General features: G+C 43.2%; 18 protein-coding genes. 10 read left to right on the forward strand and 8 right to left on the reverse strand.

All coding sequences use genetic code 11. The features are described 5' to 3' along the window. Window positions 1–115: 115 nt before the first annotated feature. Window positions 116–976, reverse strand: a complete 861-nt coding sequence (locus tag F9Y84_RS00170; RefSeq protein WP_128730764.1) for a YicC/YloC family endoribonuclease — start codon at window positions 974–976, stop codon at window positions 116–118. A 155-nt stretch (window positions 977–1,131) separates the two neighbouring features. On the opposite strand from F9Y84_RS00170, the gene rph reads away from it, so the two are divergent. Together rph and pyrE are read left to right on the forward strand one after the other, a co-directional pair. Further along, complete coding sequence (gene rph / locus F9Y84_RS00175; protein ID WP_010377321.1) at window positions 1,132–1,845, forward strand: ribonuclease PH; 714 nt, start codon at window positions 1,132–1,134, stop codon at window positions 1,843–1,845. A gap of 20 nt (window positions 1,846–1,865) precedes the next feature. Beyond that, on the forward strand, window positions 1,866–2,510 hold the full coding sequence (gene pyrE / locus F9Y84_RS00180; RefSeq protein WP_125250626.1) for an orotate phosphoribosyltransferase: 645 nt from the start codon (window positions 1,866–1,868) through the stop codon (window positions 2,508–2,510). Window positions 2,511–2,640: 130 nt separating this feature from the next. On the opposite strand, the gene F9Y84_RS00185 is transcribed toward pyrE, so the two are convergent. The 7 genes from F9Y84_RS00185 to trhP all read right to left on the reverse strand — a co-directional run bounded on the left by F9Y84_RS00185 (window position 2,641) and on the right by trhP (window position 11,668). Further along, window positions 2,641–3,354 carry a response regulator transcription factor gene (locus F9Y84_RS00185; RefSeq protein WP_125250625.1) on the reverse strand — a complete coding sequence of 238 codons (714 nt, stop codon included), beginning with the start codon at window positions 3,352–3,354 and terminating at the stop codon, window positions 2,641–2,643. Between the two features lie 612 nt (window positions 3,355–3,966). Next, the gene (locus tag F9Y84_RS00190; protein WP_147391491.1) at window positions 3,967–5,127 is read right to left on the reverse strand and encodes a M23 family metallopeptidase; all 1,161 of its coding nucleotides are present in this window, start codon (window positions 5,125–5,127) and stop codon (window positions 3,967–3,969) included. Window positions 5,128–5,533: 406 nt separating this feature from the next. Next, window positions 5,534–6,466 carry a GGDEF domain-containing response regulator gene (locus F9Y84_RS00195; protein WP_147390183.1) on the reverse strand — a complete coding sequence of 311 codons (933 nt, stop codon included), beginning with the start codon at window positions 6,464–6,466 and terminating at the stop codon, window positions 5,534–5,536. Window positions 6,467–6,468: 2 nt separating this feature from the next. Next, a complete protein-coding gene (locus tag F9Y84_RS00200) occupies window positions 6,469–6,873 on the reverse strand; it encodes a response regulator (protein WP_147390182.1) in 405 nt (134 codons plus the stop codon). A gap of 2 nt (window positions 6,874–6,875) precedes the next feature. Next, window positions 6,876–9,563 (reverse strand): PAS domain-containing sensor histidine kinase, encoded by a 2,688-nt coding sequence (locus F9Y84_RS00205; protein WP_147390181.1) that lies wholly within the window; start codon window positions 9,561–9,563, stop codon window positions 6,876–6,878. Between the two features lie 489 nt (window positions 9,564–10,052). Beyond that, on the reverse strand, window positions 10,053–10,307 hold the full coding sequence (locus F9Y84_RS00210) for a YfhL family 4Fe-4S dicluster ferredoxin (protein WP_125250620.1): 255 nt from the start codon (window positions 10,305–10,307) through the stop codon (window positions 10,053–10,055). A gap of 2 nt (window positions 10,308–10,309) precedes the next feature. Further along, window positions 10,310–11,668, reverse strand: coding sequence for a prephenate-dependent tRNA uridine(34) hydroxylase TrhP (trhP, locus tag F9Y84_RS00215; protein WP_125250619.1), 1,359 nt, complete (start codon window positions 11,666–11,668; stop codon window positions 10,310–10,312). A gap of 317 nt (window positions 11,669–11,985) precedes the next feature. Between trhP and ndk the strand changes: the two genes are divergently transcribed. The 8 genes from ndk (at window position 11,986) to bamB (ending at window position 20,630) form a co-directional block, all read left to right on the forward strand. Beyond that, window positions 11,986–12,417 (forward strand): nucleoside-diphosphate kinase, encoded by a 432-nt coding sequence (ndk, locus tag F9Y84_RS00220; protein ID WP_010377338.1) that lies wholly within the window; start codon window positions 11,986–11,988, stop codon window positions 12,415–12,417. A 203-nt stretch (window positions 12,418–12,620) separates the two neighbouring features. After that, on the forward strand, window positions 12,621–13,757 hold the full coding sequence (gene rlmN, locus F9Y84_RS00225; protein WP_125250618.1) for a dual-specificity RNA methyltransferase RlmN: 1,137 nt from the start codon (window positions 12,621–12,623) through the stop codon (window positions 13,755–13,757). Window positions 13,758–13,899: 142 nt separating this feature from the next. Beyond that, the gene (pilW, locus tag F9Y84_RS00230; RefSeq protein ID WP_147390180.1) at window positions 13,900–15,390 is read left to right on the forward strand and encodes a type IV pilus biogenesis/stability protein PilW; all 1,491 of its coding nucleotides are present in this window, start codon (window positions 13,900–13,902) and stop codon (window positions 15,388–15,390) included. Between the two features lie 8 nt (window positions 15,391–15,398). Beyond that, the gene (locus F9Y84_RS00235) at window positions 15,399–16,274 is read left to right on the forward strand and encodes a RodZ domain-containing protein (protein WP_225740752.1); all 876 of its coding nucleotides are present in this window, start codon (window positions 15,399–15,401) and stop codon (window positions 16,272–16,274) included. A 5-nt stretch (window positions 16,275–16,279) separates the two neighbouring features. Beyond that, the gene (gene ispG / locus F9Y84_RS00240; RefSeq protein ID WP_125250615.1) at window positions 16,280–17,398 is read left to right on the forward strand and encodes a flavodoxin-dependent (E)-4-hydroxy-3-methylbut-2-enyl-diphosphate synthase; all 1,119 of its coding nucleotides are present in this window, start codon (window positions 16,280–16,282) and stop codon (window positions 17,396–17,398) included. Window positions 17,399–17,534: 136 nt separating this feature from the next. Beyond that, window positions 17,535–18,812, forward strand: a complete 1,278-nt coding sequence (gene hisS, locus F9Y84_RS00245) for a histidine--tRNA ligase (RefSeq protein ID WP_147390178.1) — start codon at window positions 17,535–17,537, stop codon at window positions 18,810–18,812. Between the two features lie 9 nt (window positions 18,813–18,821). Beyond that, on the forward strand, window positions 18,822–19,439 hold the full coding sequence (locus F9Y84_RS00250) for a YfgM family protein (protein ID WP_147390177.1): 618 nt from the start codon (window positions 18,822–18,824) through the stop codon (window positions 19,437–19,439). A 9-nt stretch (window positions 19,440–19,448) separates the two neighbouring features. Further along, a complete protein-coding gene (gene bamB / locus F9Y84_RS00255) occupies window positions 19,449–20,630 on the forward strand; it encodes an outer membrane protein assembly factor BamB (RefSeq protein ID WP_125250612.1) in 1,182 nt (393 codons plus the stop codon). Window positions 20,631–20,642 lie beyond the last annotated feature (12 nt).

Genomic DNA, 20,642 nt, shown 5'->3' on the forward strand with positions numbered 1-20,642 from the left:
TCTGCAAACCTATTTGGACGGGAAAAATAAAAAAGCCTTGTATTTATTAGCACTTCGGCAAGAAATACAAGACTTTTAAGACATTCTCTGAACGGGTGACTTTCTACCCAAGAATCTATTCGATGTTTTGGATCTGCTCACGCATCTGTTCGATCAGCACTTTTAGTTCTACAGCGGCGTTGGTGATGTCGCTGTTGATCGACTTTGAAGCAAGGGTGTTAGATTCGCGGTTAAATTCTTGCATCATAAAGTCTAAACGACGACCACACGCGCCTCCTTTTTTGAGGATTTTGTGGGTTTCTTTAACGTGTGACTTAAGACGGTCGAGTTCTTCGGCAACATCTTGTTTTTGTGCAAGATAAATAAGTTCTTGCTCTAAGCGGCCTTCGTCAATGTCGGTTTTGAGTTCTTCAAGCTTTTGAGAAAGCTTTTCACGTTGCCATTTTGTCACCTCAGGCATATGCCCTTCAACAATGGCAACTTGTTCTAATATACCGTCGAGGCGGGTGGTGATCATGGTCTCTAGATTTTCACCTTCACTTGCACGCGCCGCTTTAAAGTCTTCAACTAGATCGTCAAAGCCACTTAACAGCTCGCTGTTTACGGAGTCCAAATCAACTTCTTCGGCTTCCATCACGCCTGGCCAGCGTAGAATATCTACGGGATTGATGTCGCCACCACTTTGAGATTGCAGCCACTTTGCGCTTTCAACAAGTTGCTTCGCGAGTGCTTCGTTGACACTGAGTTGGCCTACGTGCGCTGGGTTGGCGGTGAACTTTAGGAATACTTCAACTTTGCCGCGTTGTAGGTGCTTACGCAGGCGCTCACGTATTACTGGCTCTAAGCCTCTAAATTGTTCCGGTGCGCGGATAAAGGTTTCAAGATAGCGTTGATTAACTGAACGAATTTCCCAAACCCCAGTGCCCCAATCACCTTTCACTTCTTTGCGGGCGTAGGCGGTCATACTATGGATCATATAAAGTCCCTAAAATTTAGCTTGGTTTAACCGCAGCATTATAGCCGAATTTCCACACAGCCCTAAAGTGAATTTTATTTTTAGTCGGATCGCGTGGCATAGTCTTTGTGATCCCTTTATAATGTACGGCAAATTTTGATGATGGGGGAACGTGGATGCGTCCAAGCGAAAGAACTGCAAATCAGATCAGGCCGGTTACATTTACTCGTAACTATACTATGCACGCTGAAGGCTCAGTAATGGTGGAGTTTGGTAACACAAAAGTGTTATGCACAGCTTCTGTAGAAGCCGGTGTACCACGCTTTATGAAGGGGCAAGGCAAGGGCTGGATCACCGCAGAATACGGTATGCTTCCGCGCTCTACACATACGCGCAACAACCGTGAAGCAGCGCGCGGTAAACAAGGTGGCCGCACCATGGAAATTCAACGCTTAATCGCGCGTGCTTTACGTGCCGCGGTTGATTTAAAAGCGTTAGGTGAAAACACAATTACCATTGACTGTGATGTTATCCAAGCTGATGGTGGTACTCGTACTGCGTCAATCAGTGGTGCTTGTGTGGCATTGGTTGATGCACTAACGCACATGCGTGCAAAAGGCATGATTAATGTAAACCCATTAAAATTTATGATCGCGGCAATTTCGGTTGGGGTTTATAAAGGTCAGCCAATCACGGATCTCGAGTATCTTGAAGACTCAGAAGCCGAAACAGACATGAACGTGATCATGACTGAAACCGGTAAGCTCATTGAAGTACAAGGTACTGCTGAAGGCGAACCTTTCTCGTTTGACGAGCTAGACGAGCTACTTGGCTTGGCGAAACATTCAATTAGAGAAATTATTGATCTACAAAAGCAAGCGCTAGCATAATCAACACTCGGTAGAAAAACATGAAACAGTATCAAAAAGAGTTTATTGAATTTGCCTTAGAAAAGCAGGTGCTGAAGTTTGGTGAGTTTACGTTAAAATCAGGCCGCACAAGTCCTTACTTTTTCAATGCAGGCTTATTTAACACGGGTCGTGATCTTGCCCGTTTAGGCCGTTTTTATGCGTCAGCATTGGAAGATGCAGGTATTGAGTTTGATGTGTTGTTTGGCCCAGCATATAAAGGTATTCCTATTGCAACCACTACAGCGGTTGCCCTTGCCGATCATCACAATAAAGATGTGCCTTATTGCTTTAATCGTAAAGAAAAGAAAGAGCACGGTGAAGGCGGCAACTTAGTAGGTTCTGCACTTGAGGGTCGTATTATGTTGGTTGATGATGTTATCACGGCGGGCACTGCTATTCGTGAGTCAATGGAAATCATCGCTGCCAACGGTGCCGATCTTGCTGGTGTATTAATTGCGTTGGACCGTCAAGAAAAAGGCAAAGCTGAGCTTTCTGCTATTCAGGAAGTTGAGCGCGATTTTAATACTCAGGTAGTTTCTATCGTTAAGCTTGCTGATCTGATCACTTACCTTGAGCAACAAGGTGGTATGGATGCACACCTAGATGCAGTTAAAGCATACCGTGATAGCTATGGCGTAGCGTAATACAGCTCGCGTTTTGTATTATTGAGCGGTTAGGTTTACTAGCCGCCTATTCTCTTTTCACTTCTTTTACTTTGCGTTCGTATAATCAAAGGCACTATATTTTTCTGAGCGTTAAGTGAATTACTGATATTTAATTTAAACTGACTATGGGTATATGCCGTAGCGCCCAATTAGCTAGCTCAACGCGGTTGCGTGAGTTCGTTTTTTTAAACGCGCTATAGATATGAGTTTTTACTGTATGACTACTTATATTTAGCTTGTCAGCGATATCTTCATTTTTGGCACCCGCCGCGATTAGTTTGATCACTGATTTTTCTCTACAGGTGAGTATACTTAGCTCTTCACTGTTTAAGACTATATCGCTATTAGGCAGCGTTTGAGGGAGTGCAGCAAGTAGCTCACTAAATGCGGTAGAAATAGCACTTCGACAAAACCAAAGCTCACCTTTTAAGACTCTGCTAAGTCCTTTAAATAGAGTTTCGGGGGGGGAGTTCTGGTAAAGTAAGCCTTTCACATTACCAAGTAATGCTGTTTTTTCATTTACTTCTTCGGGATTGGCATTGAACAACAAAACTTTATGGGTTGCGGCCAATAGCTTAACTTCAGCACTTATCAGCTCGTTACAGTCTCGGTGTTCAGTATCCACCAAAAAAAGAGCGGTTTGTGCGCGTAAATTTGGCTCAGGAAGTCTGGTATCAACTTTAACTGAGCTGCCTAAGGTTTCTAACACTTTTATTAATAGTGTGTAGTTGGTAGAGCTTGTATCGGCTTTGGCGTGAGTTAAGATAAAAAAGTTGCGTTTTTGCCACTCGATGAAATCATTAGAATTTTCCTTAGTAAGCATGGATGTACTCAATCCTTTTTTATTTTATTTAAAAATTAATATACATAGTTTTTACAAAAAGTTAAGTTTTTTATAATTTGGGTTTGCTGAATTAACGACTCTATTTTTGGCGTTAAAACGTTAGGTAATAAGACGCTATTGTTGAATTTTACTGGAGCTTCAGTGCTTTAGAATGGTCATGTAGGTAAAGGCCAGCTACGTAGGCAAGCCTTTATCGAATAATACAAAAGTATAGTGTTATCTCTAGCTGAGGGGGTATCTTAGCCTCAACTTGAGATAAGAAGTTAGTTAATCAACTAAAATACCTAAACCCAGACGTGCAACATCACGCTAGCCGGAAGCTATCTCTTAAAACAAATTTCACCCTAAGGGATAACAGCGGCTAGAGAACAAGTTATCATCTATACCAATTTGACTTAATACTTGCTCAATTTGAAGGAGTAAATCTGACGCTAACAGCGTTAAAAATTTCTTATTTAGAACAACTAAATAGCAAAATTTTTGCCTTGCCTACACGGATGTAGGTACCTTGGCGATAGCAGGACGCGGAAGCGGTGTTATCGACAAGATTTTCTTACCTCAAAATAGATCACTTAATTAAAAAAATTGGTATTACTTATACAATGCTCTCCATGCACAGGTGCGGTAACCGTTTTTCTCAAAGTAGAAGCGGCTGCAATTATCGTCATAGTTGTAGTTACCAACGTCTATGCGATAGCCACTGATGTACCAATTATGAAGTGAAATATGCCCGCCATTATAGAGTAAAGAGAAGTGCACATGAGGGCCTGTTGATTGACCTCCTTGGCATAATGCTGTTGATTTGTCGTCGGCATAGCGGCCGAGCCACGCGCCTGCGGATACCACATCACCAGTATTATATTGGAGGCTTTCCATATGGTAGTACTGAGTTGAGTAGCCACTTGAGTGTGTTACTCGAATATTACATTGTGAGTAGCGCGTGACGGTACCGCTGTGCGCGGCTTGCACCCAAGGTGTATTACTACCCCAACCACCAGACCCATTATTAAAGTCCAATGAAGAGTATGGGTATCCAGATCCGGTATTCGAGTGTGCGCCACCACTATACCAAGCGTAACCTGAAGGCCAAGGAAAGTTGAGAGTGAAACTGGCGAGTGTGCCTACTTGTGAGTCTTTTGAGGCCGTAAAGTGTGAAACGCCACCTTCCTTGAGTGCCAAAGATTCACCATTAAATAATGTCTGATAAACATTAAATAGTTGATTGACTGGCATATTAGTCAGATCAGCAAGGGCAACGGTGGCTTCATTTACTGCTGGAAAGGCTTGTAAGCCCATTTCAGTTTGAAGTTTTTGGAACGCGTAATATCGACCACTTAAATTTAGCGCGATATCTTTAAGTTGCGCATCGAAGCCTGTTTCATGCGAGAGTTTTCCAAACGGTGCTAAGTATGCCTCTGGCGTTGGCGTGCTAATGATGCCAGATGACATTTCCATTAAAGCGAGCAATAGCTTTGGATTGATACTGGCATAGCCTGCGTAATGCAAGATGACCTCTAGTTTATCGTTGAGATGGGGCGCAGTTGTATCAAGAGTTTGTTGCCAATCAACATACTGCAGCGCGTTACTAAATAGAAATAGATCTGGGTTCACGGCCATCAGGCTGGTGATTGGTAAGCTACGAACATGCTCTGCGGTAAAATCAGGTAGCGAGATTGAGTCGTGTTGACCTGCTGCTGTAGCTTGGTGCGAAAGCAATGCGAGTATACATGCTGATAGATAGTGGTGTTTCATGCTGTATCCTGTTTGTTTGTTTTTTGTTCAGATTAAGTTGTAACCAAGTGTAATTGTTTTGTAAAATAAAAGTTTTGTTTTGACTGGGTTTAACAAGGGGGCTGTTTGGCTCGAAGTGTTCGGACGAAACAAAAGGAATACATAAACTATGCAATCGCTGAGGTGAAGGCCATCCAAGAGTGAATGATGCCAATTTTCTTAATTAAGTGGTCTGTTTTGAGGCGAGAAAATCTTGTCGATGACACCGTTTCCGCGTCTTGCTCTCGCCGAGGTACCTACGTCCTGTAGGCAAGGTAAAAATTTTGCTATTTAGTTGTTCTAAATAAGAAACTTTTAACGCTGTTAGCGTCAGATTTACTCCTTAAAATTGAGCAAGTATTAAGTCAAATTGGTATGAGTTGTTTTGTTATTGCTCAGTTGATTCAGTTTCGTTATATAGAGCGTATGGGAGCTGATTACTTTTGGCGAAGTACATGGCTTTATCTGCTTTTGCAACCAGTTCAGCGGCCGAAGCCGCGTCGGACGGATAAATGACAGCGCCGATACTTAAACTTAACTTTACTTCTTGAATACAGCCGCTTTCATCTTGTAAACAATAGGTATCGCTAAGCAAGTCATATTTGTGTTGTACGAGCTTTTTAAGTTGGTTTTTTTCGCAAAGATTGGGTGCAATAACGACAAACTCATCTCCGCCATAGCGGGCGACAAAATCAGATGCACGTTTGTACATTTTGAGCTTCGCTGAGATTATTTTTAACAATTGATCACCGGCTTGGTGACCGAGCGTATCATTGACCGGTTTAAAGTTATCTAAATCAATGAACAACAAACCAAATCCGTGACCATATCGCTCAGAGCCTGATATGGCTTTTTCTAGTTCAGTATCAAATGCTCCACGGTTGTGAAGCATGGTTAGTTTGTCCATGACAACTAAGTTTTCTAAATTGCGATGCATCTCATAACGTTCTTTTGAAAAGGTGATAGTGCGAGCAAGCAGTGGGCCGCTGAGTTCATGCTTAGGTATATAGTCTTGTGCACCTAATTGTATGGCCTTTTCACGAAAAAGCGTTTCTGACACCCCTGTTAACACTACGATAGGGGCGCGTATATTAAGCTGTTTTACTTTAATTAAAGTGGATAGTCCTTGGCTTTCTTCGATATTTAGGTCGAGCAATAACACGTCAGGCTTAACTGTGTTGATTGCATGATCAAGCTGTTCGAGATTGATAAAGTGCTTCACATTAAACTTTTGTCTGCCTTCGACTTTGGCAAGCGTGCGCTTTACCAAGTAGGCATCTTCATCGTTGTCTTCTAGAAGGTAAACAAGACATGTATTCATAGTTATCCCTGCACAACTCGATTGTTATCAAACCAATATTGTTTTATCAACTTAATTAATGACTCTAAATCACGCAAACGTCCAGGTTTGGTGATGTAGGATTTTGCACCGAGTTGATACGCTTTGCGGATATCACTGTGATGTGTGGAGGTGGTGTAACACACCGTAATTAAATTATCTATCATGTGCTCAGCGCGTAAAGCTTCCATTACCTCGAAGCCGCTCATCACAGGCATATTCAAGTCTAACAACAGCACTTGGTTGGGGGTTGTACAGGTGTTGAGATAATCCAGCAAAGCATGACCATCTGAAAAGATTTTCAACTCAGGTGCGTTATCTATACTGCGATAGGCACGTTCAAAGAAATAGACATCATCGGGGTCATCCTCAACTAATAACAGTTCCATTATTACTCCTTAGCTTTATTTGCAAAAGCCATTACAAATAAAGCACCTTGTTCGCACTCTATACACTTAATGGTGCCGCCGTGTAACTTAATAATTTGACGACACAAAGCAAGTCCTATTCCACTACCGTATTCTTGTGTTGTACCAAAGCGCCTAAATGGTTCGAATATTTGTTGTCGTCGTGATTTTGGTATTCCTATCCCATTATCTTGATAATAGATCATGGTTTCACTACTACTTTGAGTAACTGAAATACGAATAATAGGTACCGTATCAGGTGATTTAAATTTGATGCTATTACTTATTAGATTTTGCAATACTTGCAAAAATAAAGAAGCATCAAGCTGTAGCGGTACCTCAGCGTTTTCAAGCTTAATCTCGGCTTGACTTTCCTCTAAGCTAAAGCTCATCACTTCACAAACATCCTCAATTAGTATAGACAAGTTAGTGGGTTGTCGCTTTAAAGTGTGTGAATGTAAGCGTGAAAGTTTTAGTAGGTCTTGGATCATGACTCGCATTCGCTGACTGGCATCAACCAGCCTGTCGATTTCAAACTTTGCATCGTCATAGTCTTTAAGCTCAGGCGTGATCCTCTGTGCTAAGCTATCCGAAAAGGCGGTGATCTTTCTCAGCGGTTCTTGCAAGTCATGAGAGGCGATATATGCAAAATGCTTAAGGTGCGCGTTTGACTCCTGTAACTGAAGTAAGAGTTCTGTGTACTCAGTCATGTCGACGAAAGTACCTAACATCAATTCAGGTTCACCGTGTTTATCACGGGTGATAATGGTATCTACTGAGTAGCACCACACCCAATGCCCATCTTTGTGTTTAAATCGATACTTTATGGGAATAAGCACGCCATCTTGGCTAGATTTGATTTCTTCTATGTGCTCATACACCAAAGCGCGTTCACTCTCATGGAAACAACTATCAAGGTCACAGAGCTCTAGTTCTTTCATGGTGTAGCCCAGTATTTGTGTATAGCGTTTATTGATCCGAGTATTTTTATGTGCTTTCAAGTCGTAGAGGTAAAGACCACACACCGCAGAGTCAATCATTCGTTGTAAGAAATTGTGATTATCCTTGAGTTCTTTTTCTGCAATTTTTCGTGCGGTAATGTCTACAGCTACCCCGACAATACGCTCAACATTTTGTTTATGATCTTTTAACGGGTAGAGGGTAGTCTGATACCAGTGCGCTTTGCCTTTCAGTGGCATCATTTCGGTGTAGTCGATTGGCTTTGCAAGCTCTACGCAGAGCAAGTAGTTTTTTTCTATTCTGTCGACTAATTCTGCGTCAAATGTCGCGCCTCTGAGCTCTTTCAGTGTTTTCCCAAGCACTTGTTCTAATTTTACTCCGGTGCGCTGACAGGCAAATTTATTGTACTCTAAAAAGCGAAAATCTTGATTTGGTTCGACTTTCAATAACCAAATGGCTTGGCTTGAACCTTCGTAAATGGCATTTAAAATTTTGCTTTTCTCCGCAACCTGTAATTCAAGGGCTTTTCTTTGGTGAATATTTCTCAGCGCACCAGACATAATATGGGGTTTGCCATTGTCATCAAACTGACTGTTACCTACAGCAGAAAACCACGCATATTCACCTTTATTATCTCTGCCTAAATACTCTACAAAGTATTGTGCCTTCGTTTCAAAGTGTTGCTCGATAGCGGCTTGTACTTTATTTTGATGATCAGGGTGGATGTGTGCAAACCAGTCATCAAAAGTCACGTTTTCATCTTCTCTTTTGCCTATCATGGCTTTTAACCCAGCAGAGTAACTTACGCTATTGTCAACAACGTTCCACTCCCATATCCCATCTTCTGTTGCACCAATGGCTCGTTTCATTTTATCTATAGAGTCGGCAAGCGCTTGTTCCGTCTTCTTTAGGGAGGAAAGGTTATTGAATACTGCAAGAATAAGATGGGTACCATCATGAGGTTCTTGCACTAGTCGCATTTCCATCGGAATTTGGTTACCAAATTTATCTCGAACATGGCACAGTGACTCTTTACTGTAATCATTTTGATCAAGTAATGATTGGCTTACAGATTCGAGACTATCGAAGGGGTCATCCAAGCTGATGATGTCATGTAATCGTAATCCGATAAGTTCATCGGGGGAGTCATAACCAAGTTCACGATAGAAGTAAGGGTTACACTTACTTATCGAAAGCAACTCATCGAGCAGTAAGGTGCTTGTTGGCAGCGTATTGAGCATAAATTCAGCGACCCTATGTTGATCAAGCTGGGTATGTAGGGCTTGCTTTTCATCGGTGACACGTTTGAGTTTTGCGCTAATACCATGAAATTGGTTTGGCGTTGGAATAGCGACTGCGCTTGGAATAAGCCTGAATAAGTATACCGCTGTGATCATAGAAATAAGGGCGGTTGCGGCTTTTGAGATCCCGTGTATACCATACGCACCATGCCAAACGGTGTAGACACCAATAAGATGTGTTAAGCCACATAAGGTAATGAAGCTACAAAACAGCACGAATACCCAATTTTTGCCAACATTAGGTCTCTGTTTTGCATAAATGATGATCGCCATGGGGATGGAAAAATATGCAGTCGCGATCAGAATATCGGAGATAACATTTGTCCATAGCAAATGAGGTTGCCACAAGTAGCAGTGGCCATGGGGCATGTAGGCATTGTGAAAAAAAGACTCAAATGAGTTCAAATCCATGTTATTTCCCTACCTTAAGTGATACCAATTCCAGAGGGTAACTATCAAGCTGTGTTGGCTCTTTAACCTATTTGAGAAATATTCCTATACAATTGAATATAAAGTTTTTCGGCCTACGTAGTTGCAGTATTAATCTTCGAGTTATTAGCTCTATCGTTTTCTTTGCAAAATCGCGCATTTGCTATAATGCAATTAAAGATAATTAATTTGTTTCTAAGCTTAATTTGATTGTAGTATATCTATTTGAAACTTCGAAAAGGTCAAATCTGAACTATACCAATTAGCCTAATTATTAGACGTTCATCAGGTTAGTAAGCGCGCTATTTTGAGCTAATAAATTACAGATTAGAATTGTCTGTATAGTTGTTTGAGATAAGGCTATTCCTACCGTTAGCATCAAAATTATGCTGTCGTCTGAAACAAGTAGAAAAACAAATGGTATTTCTGAGGCGAGTGAAGGATGAAAAGAGAAAGTGAAGCCTTTAGGCTTCACGGATTTGGTTCAGTAAGGCGAAGATACTTTTCAGCCAGTTGATCGAGGCTTTCCTTATAGTTTGGGTCCGGCTTGATACAGTCTATTGGGCATACACTCACACAAGTTGGTGTATCGTAATGCCCCACGCATTCTGTGCACTTATCTGGGTCAATTTGATAAATTTTATCGCCCATATAAATGGCTTGATTTGGACATTCAGGGTCACACATGTCACAGTTGATACATTTATCGTTGATCAAAAGTGCCATGACTAAGCCTTTTTAAATGGGTTTCGTGTGTCCTCATGCTGACCTAAATTACGCATTAAAATCGCATGGTCTAAGTCAATATCTTCCGGCAATGGGATCTTTACAACATGGCCTGAGCCTTTAGCGTCATCAATGGTCTCACCTTTTTTATTTTCCATGTGTTCAAGGTTAAAGTGAATATTCCCTTTTGGTGTCATCAACTCAAGGCTGTGTCCTGTGCAGAATTTGTTCTTTACGTCGATTTCAACTAAGCCATTGTTTGTGCGACCTAGCACTTCACCGACAAATTGTTGTTTATCTGAAATAGAGTGGCCGTAGTCGTAGTTTTGGTAGTCCTGATGTACATGACGCTTTAAGAAGCCTTCGGTGTAGCCTCGGTGAGCAAGATTCTCTAGAGTTTTCATTAAGCTGGGATCAAATGGCTTACCCGCCACTGCATCATCGATGGCTTTACGATAAACTTGAGCGGTACGTGCAACGTAATAGAAAGATTTGGTACGACCTTCAATTTTAAGGCTATGTACGCCCATACGAGTCAACTGGTCAACATACTGTACAGCACGTAAGTCTTTGGAGTTCATGATGTATGTGCCGTGTTCATCCTCAAACGCTGGCATATATTCACCTGGACGGCCTTGCTCTTCGAGCATAAAGACTTGATCGGTTGGCTGGCCTTCACCCAAAGTAGGAATAATGGCCTTTGGATCCACTTTATGCACTACGTCACCGGTTTCGTCTTCTTGACCTGGCTTTACGTCGTAACTCCAGCGACAGGCATTGGTACACGTCCCTTGGTTTGGATCGCGTTTATTGATGTAACCAGATAACAAACAGCGCCCAGAGTATGCCATGCACAGTGCCCCATGGACAAACACCTCAAGTTCTGTTTCTGGGCAAAGCGCACGGATCTCTTCTATTTCTTGTAGTGATAGTTCACGAGAAAGAATTACGCGCTCAATTCCTTGTTTGGCCCAAAATTGTACCGCAGCATAGTTGACTGCATTAGCCTGTACAGAAAGGTGAATTGGCATATCAGGCCACTTGTCACGTACGAGCATAATTAGCCCAGGATCGGACATGATAAGCGCATCTGGTTTCATCGCGATGACGGGTTCAATATCACGTAAGTAGGTCTTTACTTTGCCATTATGCGGCGCAATATTTGACACCACATAAAGCTTTTTATTCTGCTGGTGGGCTTCATTGATACCTATCTCAAGGTTCTCAAGGTCAAATTCGTTATTACGCACTCGCAAACTATATCTAGGTTGTCCGGCATAGACGGCATCGGCACCGTACGCAAAAGCGTAACGCATATTCTTTAAACTGCCGGCTGGAGAGAGAAGTTCTGGTACAAACATGGTTTACCTCATACATTGAACTGATTACGGGTCAGCTGTTGAGTGATTTCGTGCGCTGATTCTAAAAAGCGGCGCAGTATAGAAGAAAGCCTGTAAAATAATTTTGATGTAGATCAGGTTTTTCGATGTTGTCTGTGAAGCAAATAGATTTCCCTGTCAGCTGGGCTGTAGCGGTGAATTATGGACGTTTATTGATATTAAATTGACTAAACTTCTTTATCTTCTCAAAGAAAGCGGCGTGAGATAGTAGGTTTTTTCTACCAAACAACGTATAATTCGCGCCCGTTAATATTCACAACAATATTTTGGAGCAAAAGATGGCTTTAGAGCGTACTTTTTCAATCATCAAGCCTGATGCGGTAGCTAAAAACCACATCGGTGCTATCTACAACCGTTTTGAGTCTGCTGGTCTTAAAATCGTTGCATCAAAAATGGTTCACCTTTCTCAAGAGAAAGCTGAAGGTTTCTACGCAGAGCACAAAGAGCGTCCTTTCTTTGGTGCACTAGTTTCTTTCATGACTTCAGGCCCTGTAATGGTTCAGGTTCTTGAAGGTGAAGATGCAGTTCGTAAAAACCGTGAAATCATGGGTGCTACTAACCCTGCAGAAGCGTTAGCTGGTACACTACGTGCTGACTATGCAGACAGCATCGACGAGAACGCTGTACACGGTTCTGACGCACCAGAGTCTGCTGCTCGCGAAATCGCTTACTTCTTCGCTGAAGAAGAAATCTGCCCACGTACTCGTTAATTCGAGACTAGGTGCCAAAAAAGGGCTTTCGAGCCCTTTTTTTGTCCCGTAGCCAAATGGTGTTGATATGGGATAAGCGTGCTTTGTAAAGTAATCACACTACTTCACAAAACACGTTTCATTATTTGTGATGTTTGCTGCTTTTTTGTACAATGCTCAGTTGGCAATTAAGCTGTTTTTACCGTCTATAACCGAGGTTGTTCATGACCACTATTGAGAAAAAAATTAACTTACTTGATTTAAATCGCGAGGGGATGCGCGAGTTATTTGCATCATATGGCGAAAAGCCGTTTCGCGCGGATCAGGTGATGAAATGGATTTATCATTTTGGTATCGATAATTTCGATGAGATGAGTAACTTAAATAAAAAACTTCGTGCACGTTTGCAGGCTGAGTGTGAGATTAAAGCGCCTGAAATATCAGTAAAGCAAGAGGCTTCAGATGGCACCATCAAATATGCACTGTTACTCGAAGGCGGCCAAGAAGTTGAAACCGTGTGGATCCCAGAAAAAGATAGAGCCACACTGTGTGTATCTTCTCAGGTTGGCTGTGCGTTGGAATGTACTTTTTGCTCAACGGCGCAGCAGGGCTTTAACCGTAACTTAAAAGTGTCTGAGATCATAGGTCAGGTTTGGCGCGTGGCAACCGACATTGGTCTACATAAAGGTGATAGCACTAAGCGCCCAATTACTAACATCGTGATGATGGGTATGGGTGAGCCTCTGTTAAACCTCAATAACGTTGTACCAGCGATGGAGCTGATGATGGACGATTGGGCGTTTGGCCTATCCAAGCGCCGCGTCACGCTCAGTACATCAGGCGTGGTACCTGCGCTTGACATCTTGAAAGAAAAAATAGATGTGGCACTTGCAATTTCACTACATGCACCAAATAACCCACTTCGCGATGTGCTTGTACCAATCAATAAAAAGTATCCAATTGAAGAGTTCTTAGCGGCATGTCGCCGTTATATTGATGGCTCAAAGGCGAATAAAGATGTCACCATTGAGTATGTAATGCTGCAAGATGTTAATGACAGCACGGATCATGCCCATGAGTTAGTAAAAGTGCTTAAAGGCACGCCATCAAAGATTAACTTGATCCCGTTCAACCCGTTCCCTGGTAACGAATATGGCCGCTCTAGTAATAGCCGTATCGATAGATTCTCGAAAGTGTTACAAGCGGCTGGACTGACTTGTATTGTGCGTCGTACTCGTGGCGATGATATTGATGCTGCATGTGGTCAGTTGGTTGGTGATGTTGTGGATAGAACCAAGCGTCTAGCCAAGAAAAAGCAACGTGATGACAACGCAATTGCTGTCAATGTGAGTGCACAATAACAAATAATGAGCTGGCTTGGGTCAGCTCATTTCATCTGAGTCTCAGATAAGTTCTGGTTATCTTACAAAAAATGGGTGAATCTCGTAGCCTTTTGGGTAATATAGTGCAGATATAAAACCCAGTGGCATTCAAAGGTGAGTGATGCAATCGCGAAATTATCGCAAAACAGGATTGGCTGCATCCATTCTCGCAGGTGCGAGTTTAGTTTTGTCAGGTTGTGTGACGGAGCGCAGCTATCGTGCTGATGGCCGTCCAGTAGCCGAGCAGCAAGTCAATAACACCAATGCTGCTAGAACTCGTATCGCGCTTGCACTTCAATATCTCAATTCAGGTAATACTACGTCAGCGAAGTTTAATCTTGAGCGCGCGTTGCAACTCGCGCCAAAGCTGGCAGAAGCACATTATACGCTGGCCTATTACTATGAGCAGGTGGGAGAGCAACAGCGTGCCGACAATGCGTACCAAGTGGCATTGGATATTGAACCTGATAATCCCGATACGCTAAATAACTATGGCACGTTTTTGTGCCGAGTAGGGCAGTACGATAAAGCTAATGCGTACTTTTTTAAGGCAATTGAAGTGCCAAGTTATCTCAGAGTTGCAGCCAGTTACGAAAACTTAGCATTATGTGCTTTGAAGCAAAATGAATATTTACTTGCTGAGGACTATTTGCAAAGCGCTATTAAGCATAATGCACAGCAGATCTCTTCACAGCTGGCTTTAGCCGGTCTGTATTATGCGCGCAGTGACTTTTTGCGAGTCGAAGATATTCTAGAAAGTATTGAAAAGCGGGGTTTTGTTTCTCCCAGAAGCCTGATGCTTGGCCACCTTGTTCACATGCAAATGGGACATTTACAAAAAGCGCAGGACTTAGCAACCACGTTAGTGCAAAGCTATCCAAAGTCAGCGCAGGCGGCCTTGATATTAACTGACAATACTGTGGCGAGTGAGTTTGAACGACTGAGGAATCGATACCGAGAAGCGCAGCTTAACAAGTTGGCTGGTGCGTCACCCAGTCATATCGTTGCAAATCCAAAGATAAAAATTAAACGTAAAAAAACGCAACGCAAATCAACGCCTATATTCACTGCTGATTCACCTGTAGAGACTAATAATTTTGCGCCAGTAGCAAAACCTGAGGTAGTTAAAAATTCTCCAGTGGCAACTACGTCATTGCGCTCTGATGAGCAAGTTGAGTTCTATCAACCAAATCCTGCAGATGTCACCTTTAGTGAAGTGCCAAAGGAACGTCATGTAGTGACCGCGGCAGCAACTAACACTTCTATACCGCTGCTAAACAGCGAATTAACGCCACCAAGGGTAGCGTTTCACACGGTTATAGCAGGTGAAAACCTATTTAGTATTTCTGTAAAATACGACATTAAAATGGTCGATTTGATGCAGTATAATCAAGTGCGTGAATCTGCAAGGTTAGTTGCGGGTCAAAAGGTGTATCTAAATAATCCCAATGTGATCCATAAAATCGCTGTGGGAGATACTTTGCTCAGCGTAGCCGATCGATATGGTGTGTTGATCGATGAAATTATGCGATGGAATAAGCTAACTCCTGACGTGGCGCTGCAAGCAGGCCACGGATTATTAATAGTAGACCCAACAAATTACGTTTTATGAACCAAAATATGAAAGAGCAAGAAGCACCTGAACAAGAGCAGCCTTCAATCGGGCAAACTTTGGCGACTGCAAGACAAAATGCTGGGATCAGTTTTGCTGAGATTGAATCACGTCTAAAGATGACTCATGCCCAACTCACTAAGCTCGAGCAGGACGATTATCAAGATTTAGGGCCTGAAACATTTGTGCGTGGTTATATTAAAAACTATGCTGCATTGCTTGGACTAAATCCGGTAGAGGTACTGGCCATGTACCAATCACCAGTGGTACCGCCGCAGAAAAAACGAATGCAGAGCTTTTCGCGTCGTACGCACAAAGAGGCACATGATAGCCGTTTAATGATGGTGAGTTATATCGTGCTTGCTATTGTGTTGGGATCCTCAGCGTTGTGGTTTTGGCAGACCAATACTTCGGAGCCTGAAAGCGCTCAAGAAAGCGCGATCACCACAATTGAAGCACCAGAGCTTGAAGTACCAGAGCTTGAAGTAACAAGCGATCAAGAAGAGATACAAAACGACGAGCCAGAACAGTCTGAGAGTACAGGCGCGCTAGAAGAGCAGCCAACAAGTACGCTTGAGGTGGCGACATCAACGCCTGCCCAGAGCAACCCGAAAGAGCAGACTAAACGCGCGCCAGGGAGCAGCACGGTGGTGATGTACTTTAATGAAGAAAGTTGGGTTGAAATGTTTGATGCAACCCAAGAGCGCGTGGCATTTGGGGTTAAAAAAGCAGGATATACCATGACAGTTGAAGGGAAAGCCCCTTTTTCTGTTATACTCGGCAAGCATCGGGCCGTAGAGGTCACACTTGATGGTAAACCTGTGACCTTGCCAGAGTTCACTAAAAACCGTCTAGCCAAATTTAATTTACCGTTAGCAGAGTAGTCAGCATGTTTTCAGAACCACCTATTAAGCGTAGAAAGTCAACGAGGATCTATGTCGGTAATGTGCCTATTGGTGATGGCGCACCGATAGCGGTGCAATCGATGACGAATACTAACACCCTAGATGTCGATGCAACGGTGGCGCAGATAAGAGCTATCCAAGATGCGGGCGCTGATATCGTTCGCGTTTCTGTGCCGACCATGGATGCCGCTGAAGCATTCAAAAGCATTAAAGCACAAGTAGACATTCCACTGGTGACAGACATTCATTTCGACTACCGCATCGCTTTACAAGTTGCCAAGTATGGTGCGGACTGTCTGCGGATCAACCCTGGCAATATCGGTAGTGAAGACAGGATCCGCGCTGTGATTGACGCAGCTGGTGAACACAATATTCCTATTCGAATTGGGGTCAATGGCGGGTCACTTGAGCGAGACTTGCAAGAGAAGTACGGTGAGCCAACACCTGAGGCTTTACTTGAGTCCGCGATGCGTCACGTTGAGATTCTTCAGCGTCATAACTTCGATCAGTTTAAGGTATCGGTAAAAGCGTCAGATGTGTTTCTGGCGGTGGGCGCTTATCGTCTACTCGCTAAAGAAATCGATCAGCCACTACATTTAGGGATCACAGAAGCTGGTGGCTTTAGAGCCGGTTCAGTGAAGTCGGCAGTGGGTCTTGGCATGTTGTTGGCTGAGGGGATAGGTGACACCCTGCGCGTTTCTCTTGCTGCTGATCCAGTACAAGAGATAAAAGTTGGCTTCGATATCCTTAAATCGCTGCGTATCCGTTCGCGTGGTATTAACTTTATCGCTTGCCCAAGCTGTTCAAGACAAGAGTTTGATGTGGTCAACACCATGAATCAACTTGAAGAGCGTCTAGAAGATATCACTACGCCAATTTCGGTGTCGGTGATAGGGTGTGTGGTAAATGGCCCTGGTGAAGCATTAGTGAGTGATTTAGGTCTTGCAGGTGCAAATCGCCGCTCAGGGCTTTACATTAATGGTGAACGTCAAAAAACACGTATTGATAATGATGATATTGTTGCTCAGCTTGAATCTCAAATTAGAGAGTATGTAGAGAAAAAAGAGAGCGAAGAAAAAATCGATGTAAAAATCATCGACTGATACGGATGTAATCGTTAAGATAAGCGAATTTTCAAGCTTTATACAGGTACGCAAACAATGCTACCTGAGCATGTGTTTAAGCAATAGCATCAACCAACACATATTGGCTGATGGCAAAGAATAATTAGGGTTTTCAGTGACAAAACAACTTCAGGCAATCCGTGGGATGAATGATTGTCTGCCAGGTGATACACAAATCTGGCAGAAAGTAGAATCGGTATTAAAAGAAACAGTGGCTGCGTTTGGCTACCAAGAGATCCGTTTTCCAATCGTTGAATCGACTGATCTATTCAAACGCTCTATTGGTGAAGTGACCGATATTGTTGAAAAAGAAATGTATACCTTTGATGATCGTAACGGCGACAGCTTAACGCTACGTCCTGAAGGGACGGCTGTGTGCGTACGTGCTGGTAATCAACATGGTTTACTGTATAACCAAGAGCAGCGTCTTTGGTATATGGGGCCAATGTTCCGCCATGAGCGGCCGCAGAAAGGTCGTTATCGTCAATTTCACCAATTTGGTGTTGAAACTTATGGGGTCGCAACGCCTGATATTGATGCTGAAGTGATCTTAATGACGGCGCGTCTATGGCAGCAATTTGGTATTCAAGAGCACGTCAAGCTTGAGCTTAATTCATTGGGCTCTAACGAAGCCCGAGCTGAATATCGAGATGCTTTGATAGCTTATTTAGAACAGCATAAAGCGGTACTTGATGAAGACAGTTTGCGTCGTATGTACACTAACCCGCTTCGAGTTCTTGATAGCAAAAACCCAGACATTCAAGCAGTTTTAGTCGATGCGCCAAAGCTTTCTGAGTATTTAGACCAAGAGTCGCGTGAACATTTTGCGAATTTATGTGAACGTTTAGACGCAGCTGGCGTCGAATACCAGGTTAATGAAAAGCTGGTACGTGGCCTAGACTACTACAACCGTACTGTATTTGAGTGGGTAACAACCAGTCTTGGTGCTCAAGGTACTGTGTGTGCCGGTGGACGTTACGATTGCTTGGTTGAACAACTAGGTGGAAAAGCGACACCGGCTGTCGGTTTTGCGATGGGTATCGAGCGTCTTGTGTTAATGTTACAAACATTAGAGTGTGTTGGTGAAATCCGCCGTAATGCTGATGTTTATGTAGTTGCTATGGGTGACAAAGCGGCAATCCAAGCTCCAGTAGTAGCGCAGCAGCTACGAGATGAGGTTGCAGGACTTCGCGTGATGGTACATTGCGGTGGGGGCAACTTCAAAAAGCAATTTAAACGTGCAGACAAAAGCGATGCAGTCGTGGCATTAGTGCTAGGCGAAGATGAACTGGCGCAAGGCAAAGTGACTGTAAAATATTTGCGTGAAGAGAAAGAACAAATCACCTTACCGCTTGCAGAAGTAAAAGCACTGCTTGCAGAGTCGGTAAGCTAAGAGGTTAGAATGGAAATTTATTCAACAGAAGAGCAACAAGAAGAAGCAATAAAGCGATTTTTCCGCGAGAATGGTACAACCCTAGTGATAGGGGCTGTATTAGGGTTAGGCGGTTTATACGGTTGGAAAGCCTATAATCAGAGTCAGATTGACACCGCAGAAGCGACATCTGAAGCCTACAGCCAAATCGTAGAAAGTGATGACGTACTTGCAAAAAGCGAAGCATTTGTTGCAGATAATGCTGATTCTAACTATGCCGTATTAGCCGCATTTGTTGCTGCAAAAGAGGCAATTGAAAAGAATGACTTAACATTAGCCGCAGACAAATTAACTTGGGCTGCTGAAAATGTAAATAATGCTGAGCTCAAAGCAACGGCATTACTTCGATTAGCACGTGTTCAGGCTTCTCAAAAGCAGTACGAGCAGGCGCTAGCAACGTTAGCAAAACCGATGCCTGAGGCATTCAAAGCACAGCAATCAGAAATCCAAGGCGATATTTACCTAGCGCAAGGTGAGCAAGATAAGGCACGTGACGCTTATCAGTCAGCACTAGAAGCGGCAACAGGTAATAATAACCCCATGCTGCAAATTAAACTGGATGATTTAGCACAAAAGACAACGGTTTAAGGAGTTGCCATGAAGAAGTTAACTATGGCCTCTTTGGCTCTATGTGTGGCAGCACTTACGGCTGGGTGCTCATCAAATGATGACGAAGAAGAACTGATACTGCCTGAAATCAATAACCAGTTTGAAGCGAATATTGTGTGGCAAGAGGGCGTTGGTGACGGTGTAGAGCATTATTTCTCTCATCTTGCCCCTGTGAGCTACCAAACAACGGTCTTTGCTGCTGCTCGAGAGGGTATAGTCACCGCGTTTGACGTCGAGACAGGTAAAGAAAAATGGCAAGTTGATGTGCGTAAAAATACCAGCTTTTGGCCATGGGAAGACAGTGACAGTGCTAAGTTGTCAGGCGGTATTACCCAAGCATATGGTAAGCTGTACATCGGCTCTGAGCATGGACAGGTTTTTGCCTTAGACCGTGAAACCGGTGAAGTGGTGTGGCGTAAATCAGTACCTGGCGAAGCGCTTTCTGCCCCTTCTGCAGGGGATGGCCTGCTATATGTTAACTTAGGTTCAGGTAAACTCGTTGCTTTACACCCTGATACAGGTGAAGAACGTTGGCACTACGAACAAGAAGTGCCAGCACTGACCTTACGTGGTTTAAGTTCGCCAACCAGCGCCAATGGCGGTGTACTTGTTGGTGAAGAAAGTGGCAAACTGACGGCATTAATCGCCGAGAATGGCTTTACCGCTTGGAGTACTGATGTTGCGATAGCAAAAGGTGCTTCAGAGTTTGAGCGTTTGGTTGATGTAGACACTAAGCCTGTCGTGAGTGGCGCATATGTGTATTCTATCGCCTATAATGGTAAACTAGTGGCTATTGATGTTCGCAGCGGTAACGTAGTATGGGATCGTGAGTACAGTAGTTATCGCGACTTAACGCTAGACCTAGATGTTATTTATTTGGTTGACAGTGACGGGGTGTTATACGCCCTAGACAAAAACTCAGGTATTGAACGTTGGACACAAGCTGCTTTGCGTGGCTGGTATCTTACTGCCCCAACAGTTGCAGGCAATTATATCGTGGTCGGTGACCAAGAAGGTAATTTACATTGGTTGGATAAAAACTCAGGAGAGCTAGTATCTCGTACTGAGTTTGATGATTCTGGGTTTTATATTGAGCCAATCGTCGTTGATGACAAGGTATTTGTATATACGCGAGATGGTGAACTTAGCGCAGTTCAAATTCCAAAATAACCTTCTGAATTT

This window comes from Pseudoalteromonas peptidolytica, from assembly GCF_012641745.1.
Lineage (GTDB): Bacteria > Pseudomonadota > Gammaproteobacteria > Enterobacterales > Alteromonadaceae > Pseudoalteromonas > Pseudoalteromonas peptidolytica.

Bases quoted from the DNA above. Each gene is read 5' to 3' on its own strand.
- F9Y84_RS00170 (WP_128730764.1), bottom strand. From the start codon at position 976: ATGATCCATAGTATGACCGCCTACGCCCGCAAAGAAGTGAAAGGTGAT.
- rph (WP_010377321.1), top strand. From the start codon at position 1,132: ATGCGTCCAAGCGAAAGAACTGCAAATCAGATCAGGCCGGTTACATTT.
- pyrE (WP_125250626.1), top strand. From the start codon at position 1,866: ATGAAACAGTATCAAAAAGAGTTTATTGAATTTGCCTTAGAAAAGCAG.
- F9Y84_RS00185 (WP_125250625.1), bottom strand. From the start codon at position 3,354: ATGCTTACTAAGGAAAATTCTAATGATTTCATCGAGTGGCAAAAACGC.
- F9Y84_RS00190 (WP_147391491.1), bottom strand. From the start codon at position 5,127: ATGAAACACCACTATCTATCAGCATGTATACTCGCATTGCTTTCGCAC.
- F9Y84_RS00195 (WP_147390183.1), bottom strand. From the start codon at position 6,466: ATGAATACATGTCTTGTTTACCTTCTAGAAGACAACGATGAAGATGCC.
- F9Y84_RS00200 (WP_147390182.1), bottom strand. From the start codon at position 6,873: ATGGAACTGTTATTAGTTGAGGATGACCCCGATGATGTCTATTTCTTT.
- F9Y84_RS00205 (WP_147390181.1), bottom strand. From the start codon at position 9,563: ATGGATTTGAACTCATTTGAGTCTTTTTTTCACAATGCCTACATGCCC.
- F9Y84_RS00210 (WP_125250620.1), bottom strand. From the start codon at position 10,307: ATGGCACTTTTGATCAACGATAAATGTATCAACTGTGACATGTGTGAC.
- trhP (WP_125250619.1), bottom strand. From the start codon at position 11,668: ATGTTTGTACCAGAACTTCTCTCTCCAGCCGGCAGTTTAAAGAATATG.
- ndk (WP_010377338.1), top strand. From the start codon at position 11,986: ATGGCTTTAGAGCGTACTTTTTCAATCATCAAGCCTGATGCGGTAGCT.
- rlmN (WP_125250618.1), top strand. From the start codon at position 12,621: ATGACCACTATTGAGAAAAAAATTAACTTACTTGATTTAAATCGCGAG.
- pilW (WP_147390180.1), top strand. From the start codon at position 13,900: ATGCAATCGCGAAATTATCGCAAAACAGGATTGGCTGCATCCATTCTC.
- F9Y84_RS00235 (WP_225740752.1), top strand. From the start codon at position 15,399: ATGAAAGAGCAAGAAGCACCTGAACAAGAGCAGCCTTCAATCGGGCAA.
- ispG (WP_125250615.1), top strand. From the start codon at position 16,280: ATGTTTTCAGAACCACCTATTAAGCGTAGAAAGTCAACGAGGATCTAT.
- F9Y84_RS00250 (WP_147390177.1), top strand. From the start codon at position 18,822: ATGGAAATTTATTCAACAGAAGAGCAACAAGAAGAAGCAATAAAGCGA.
- bamB (WP_125250612.1), top strand. From the start codon at position 19,449: ATGAAGAAGTTAACTATGGCCTCTTTGGCTCTATGTGTGGCAGCACTT.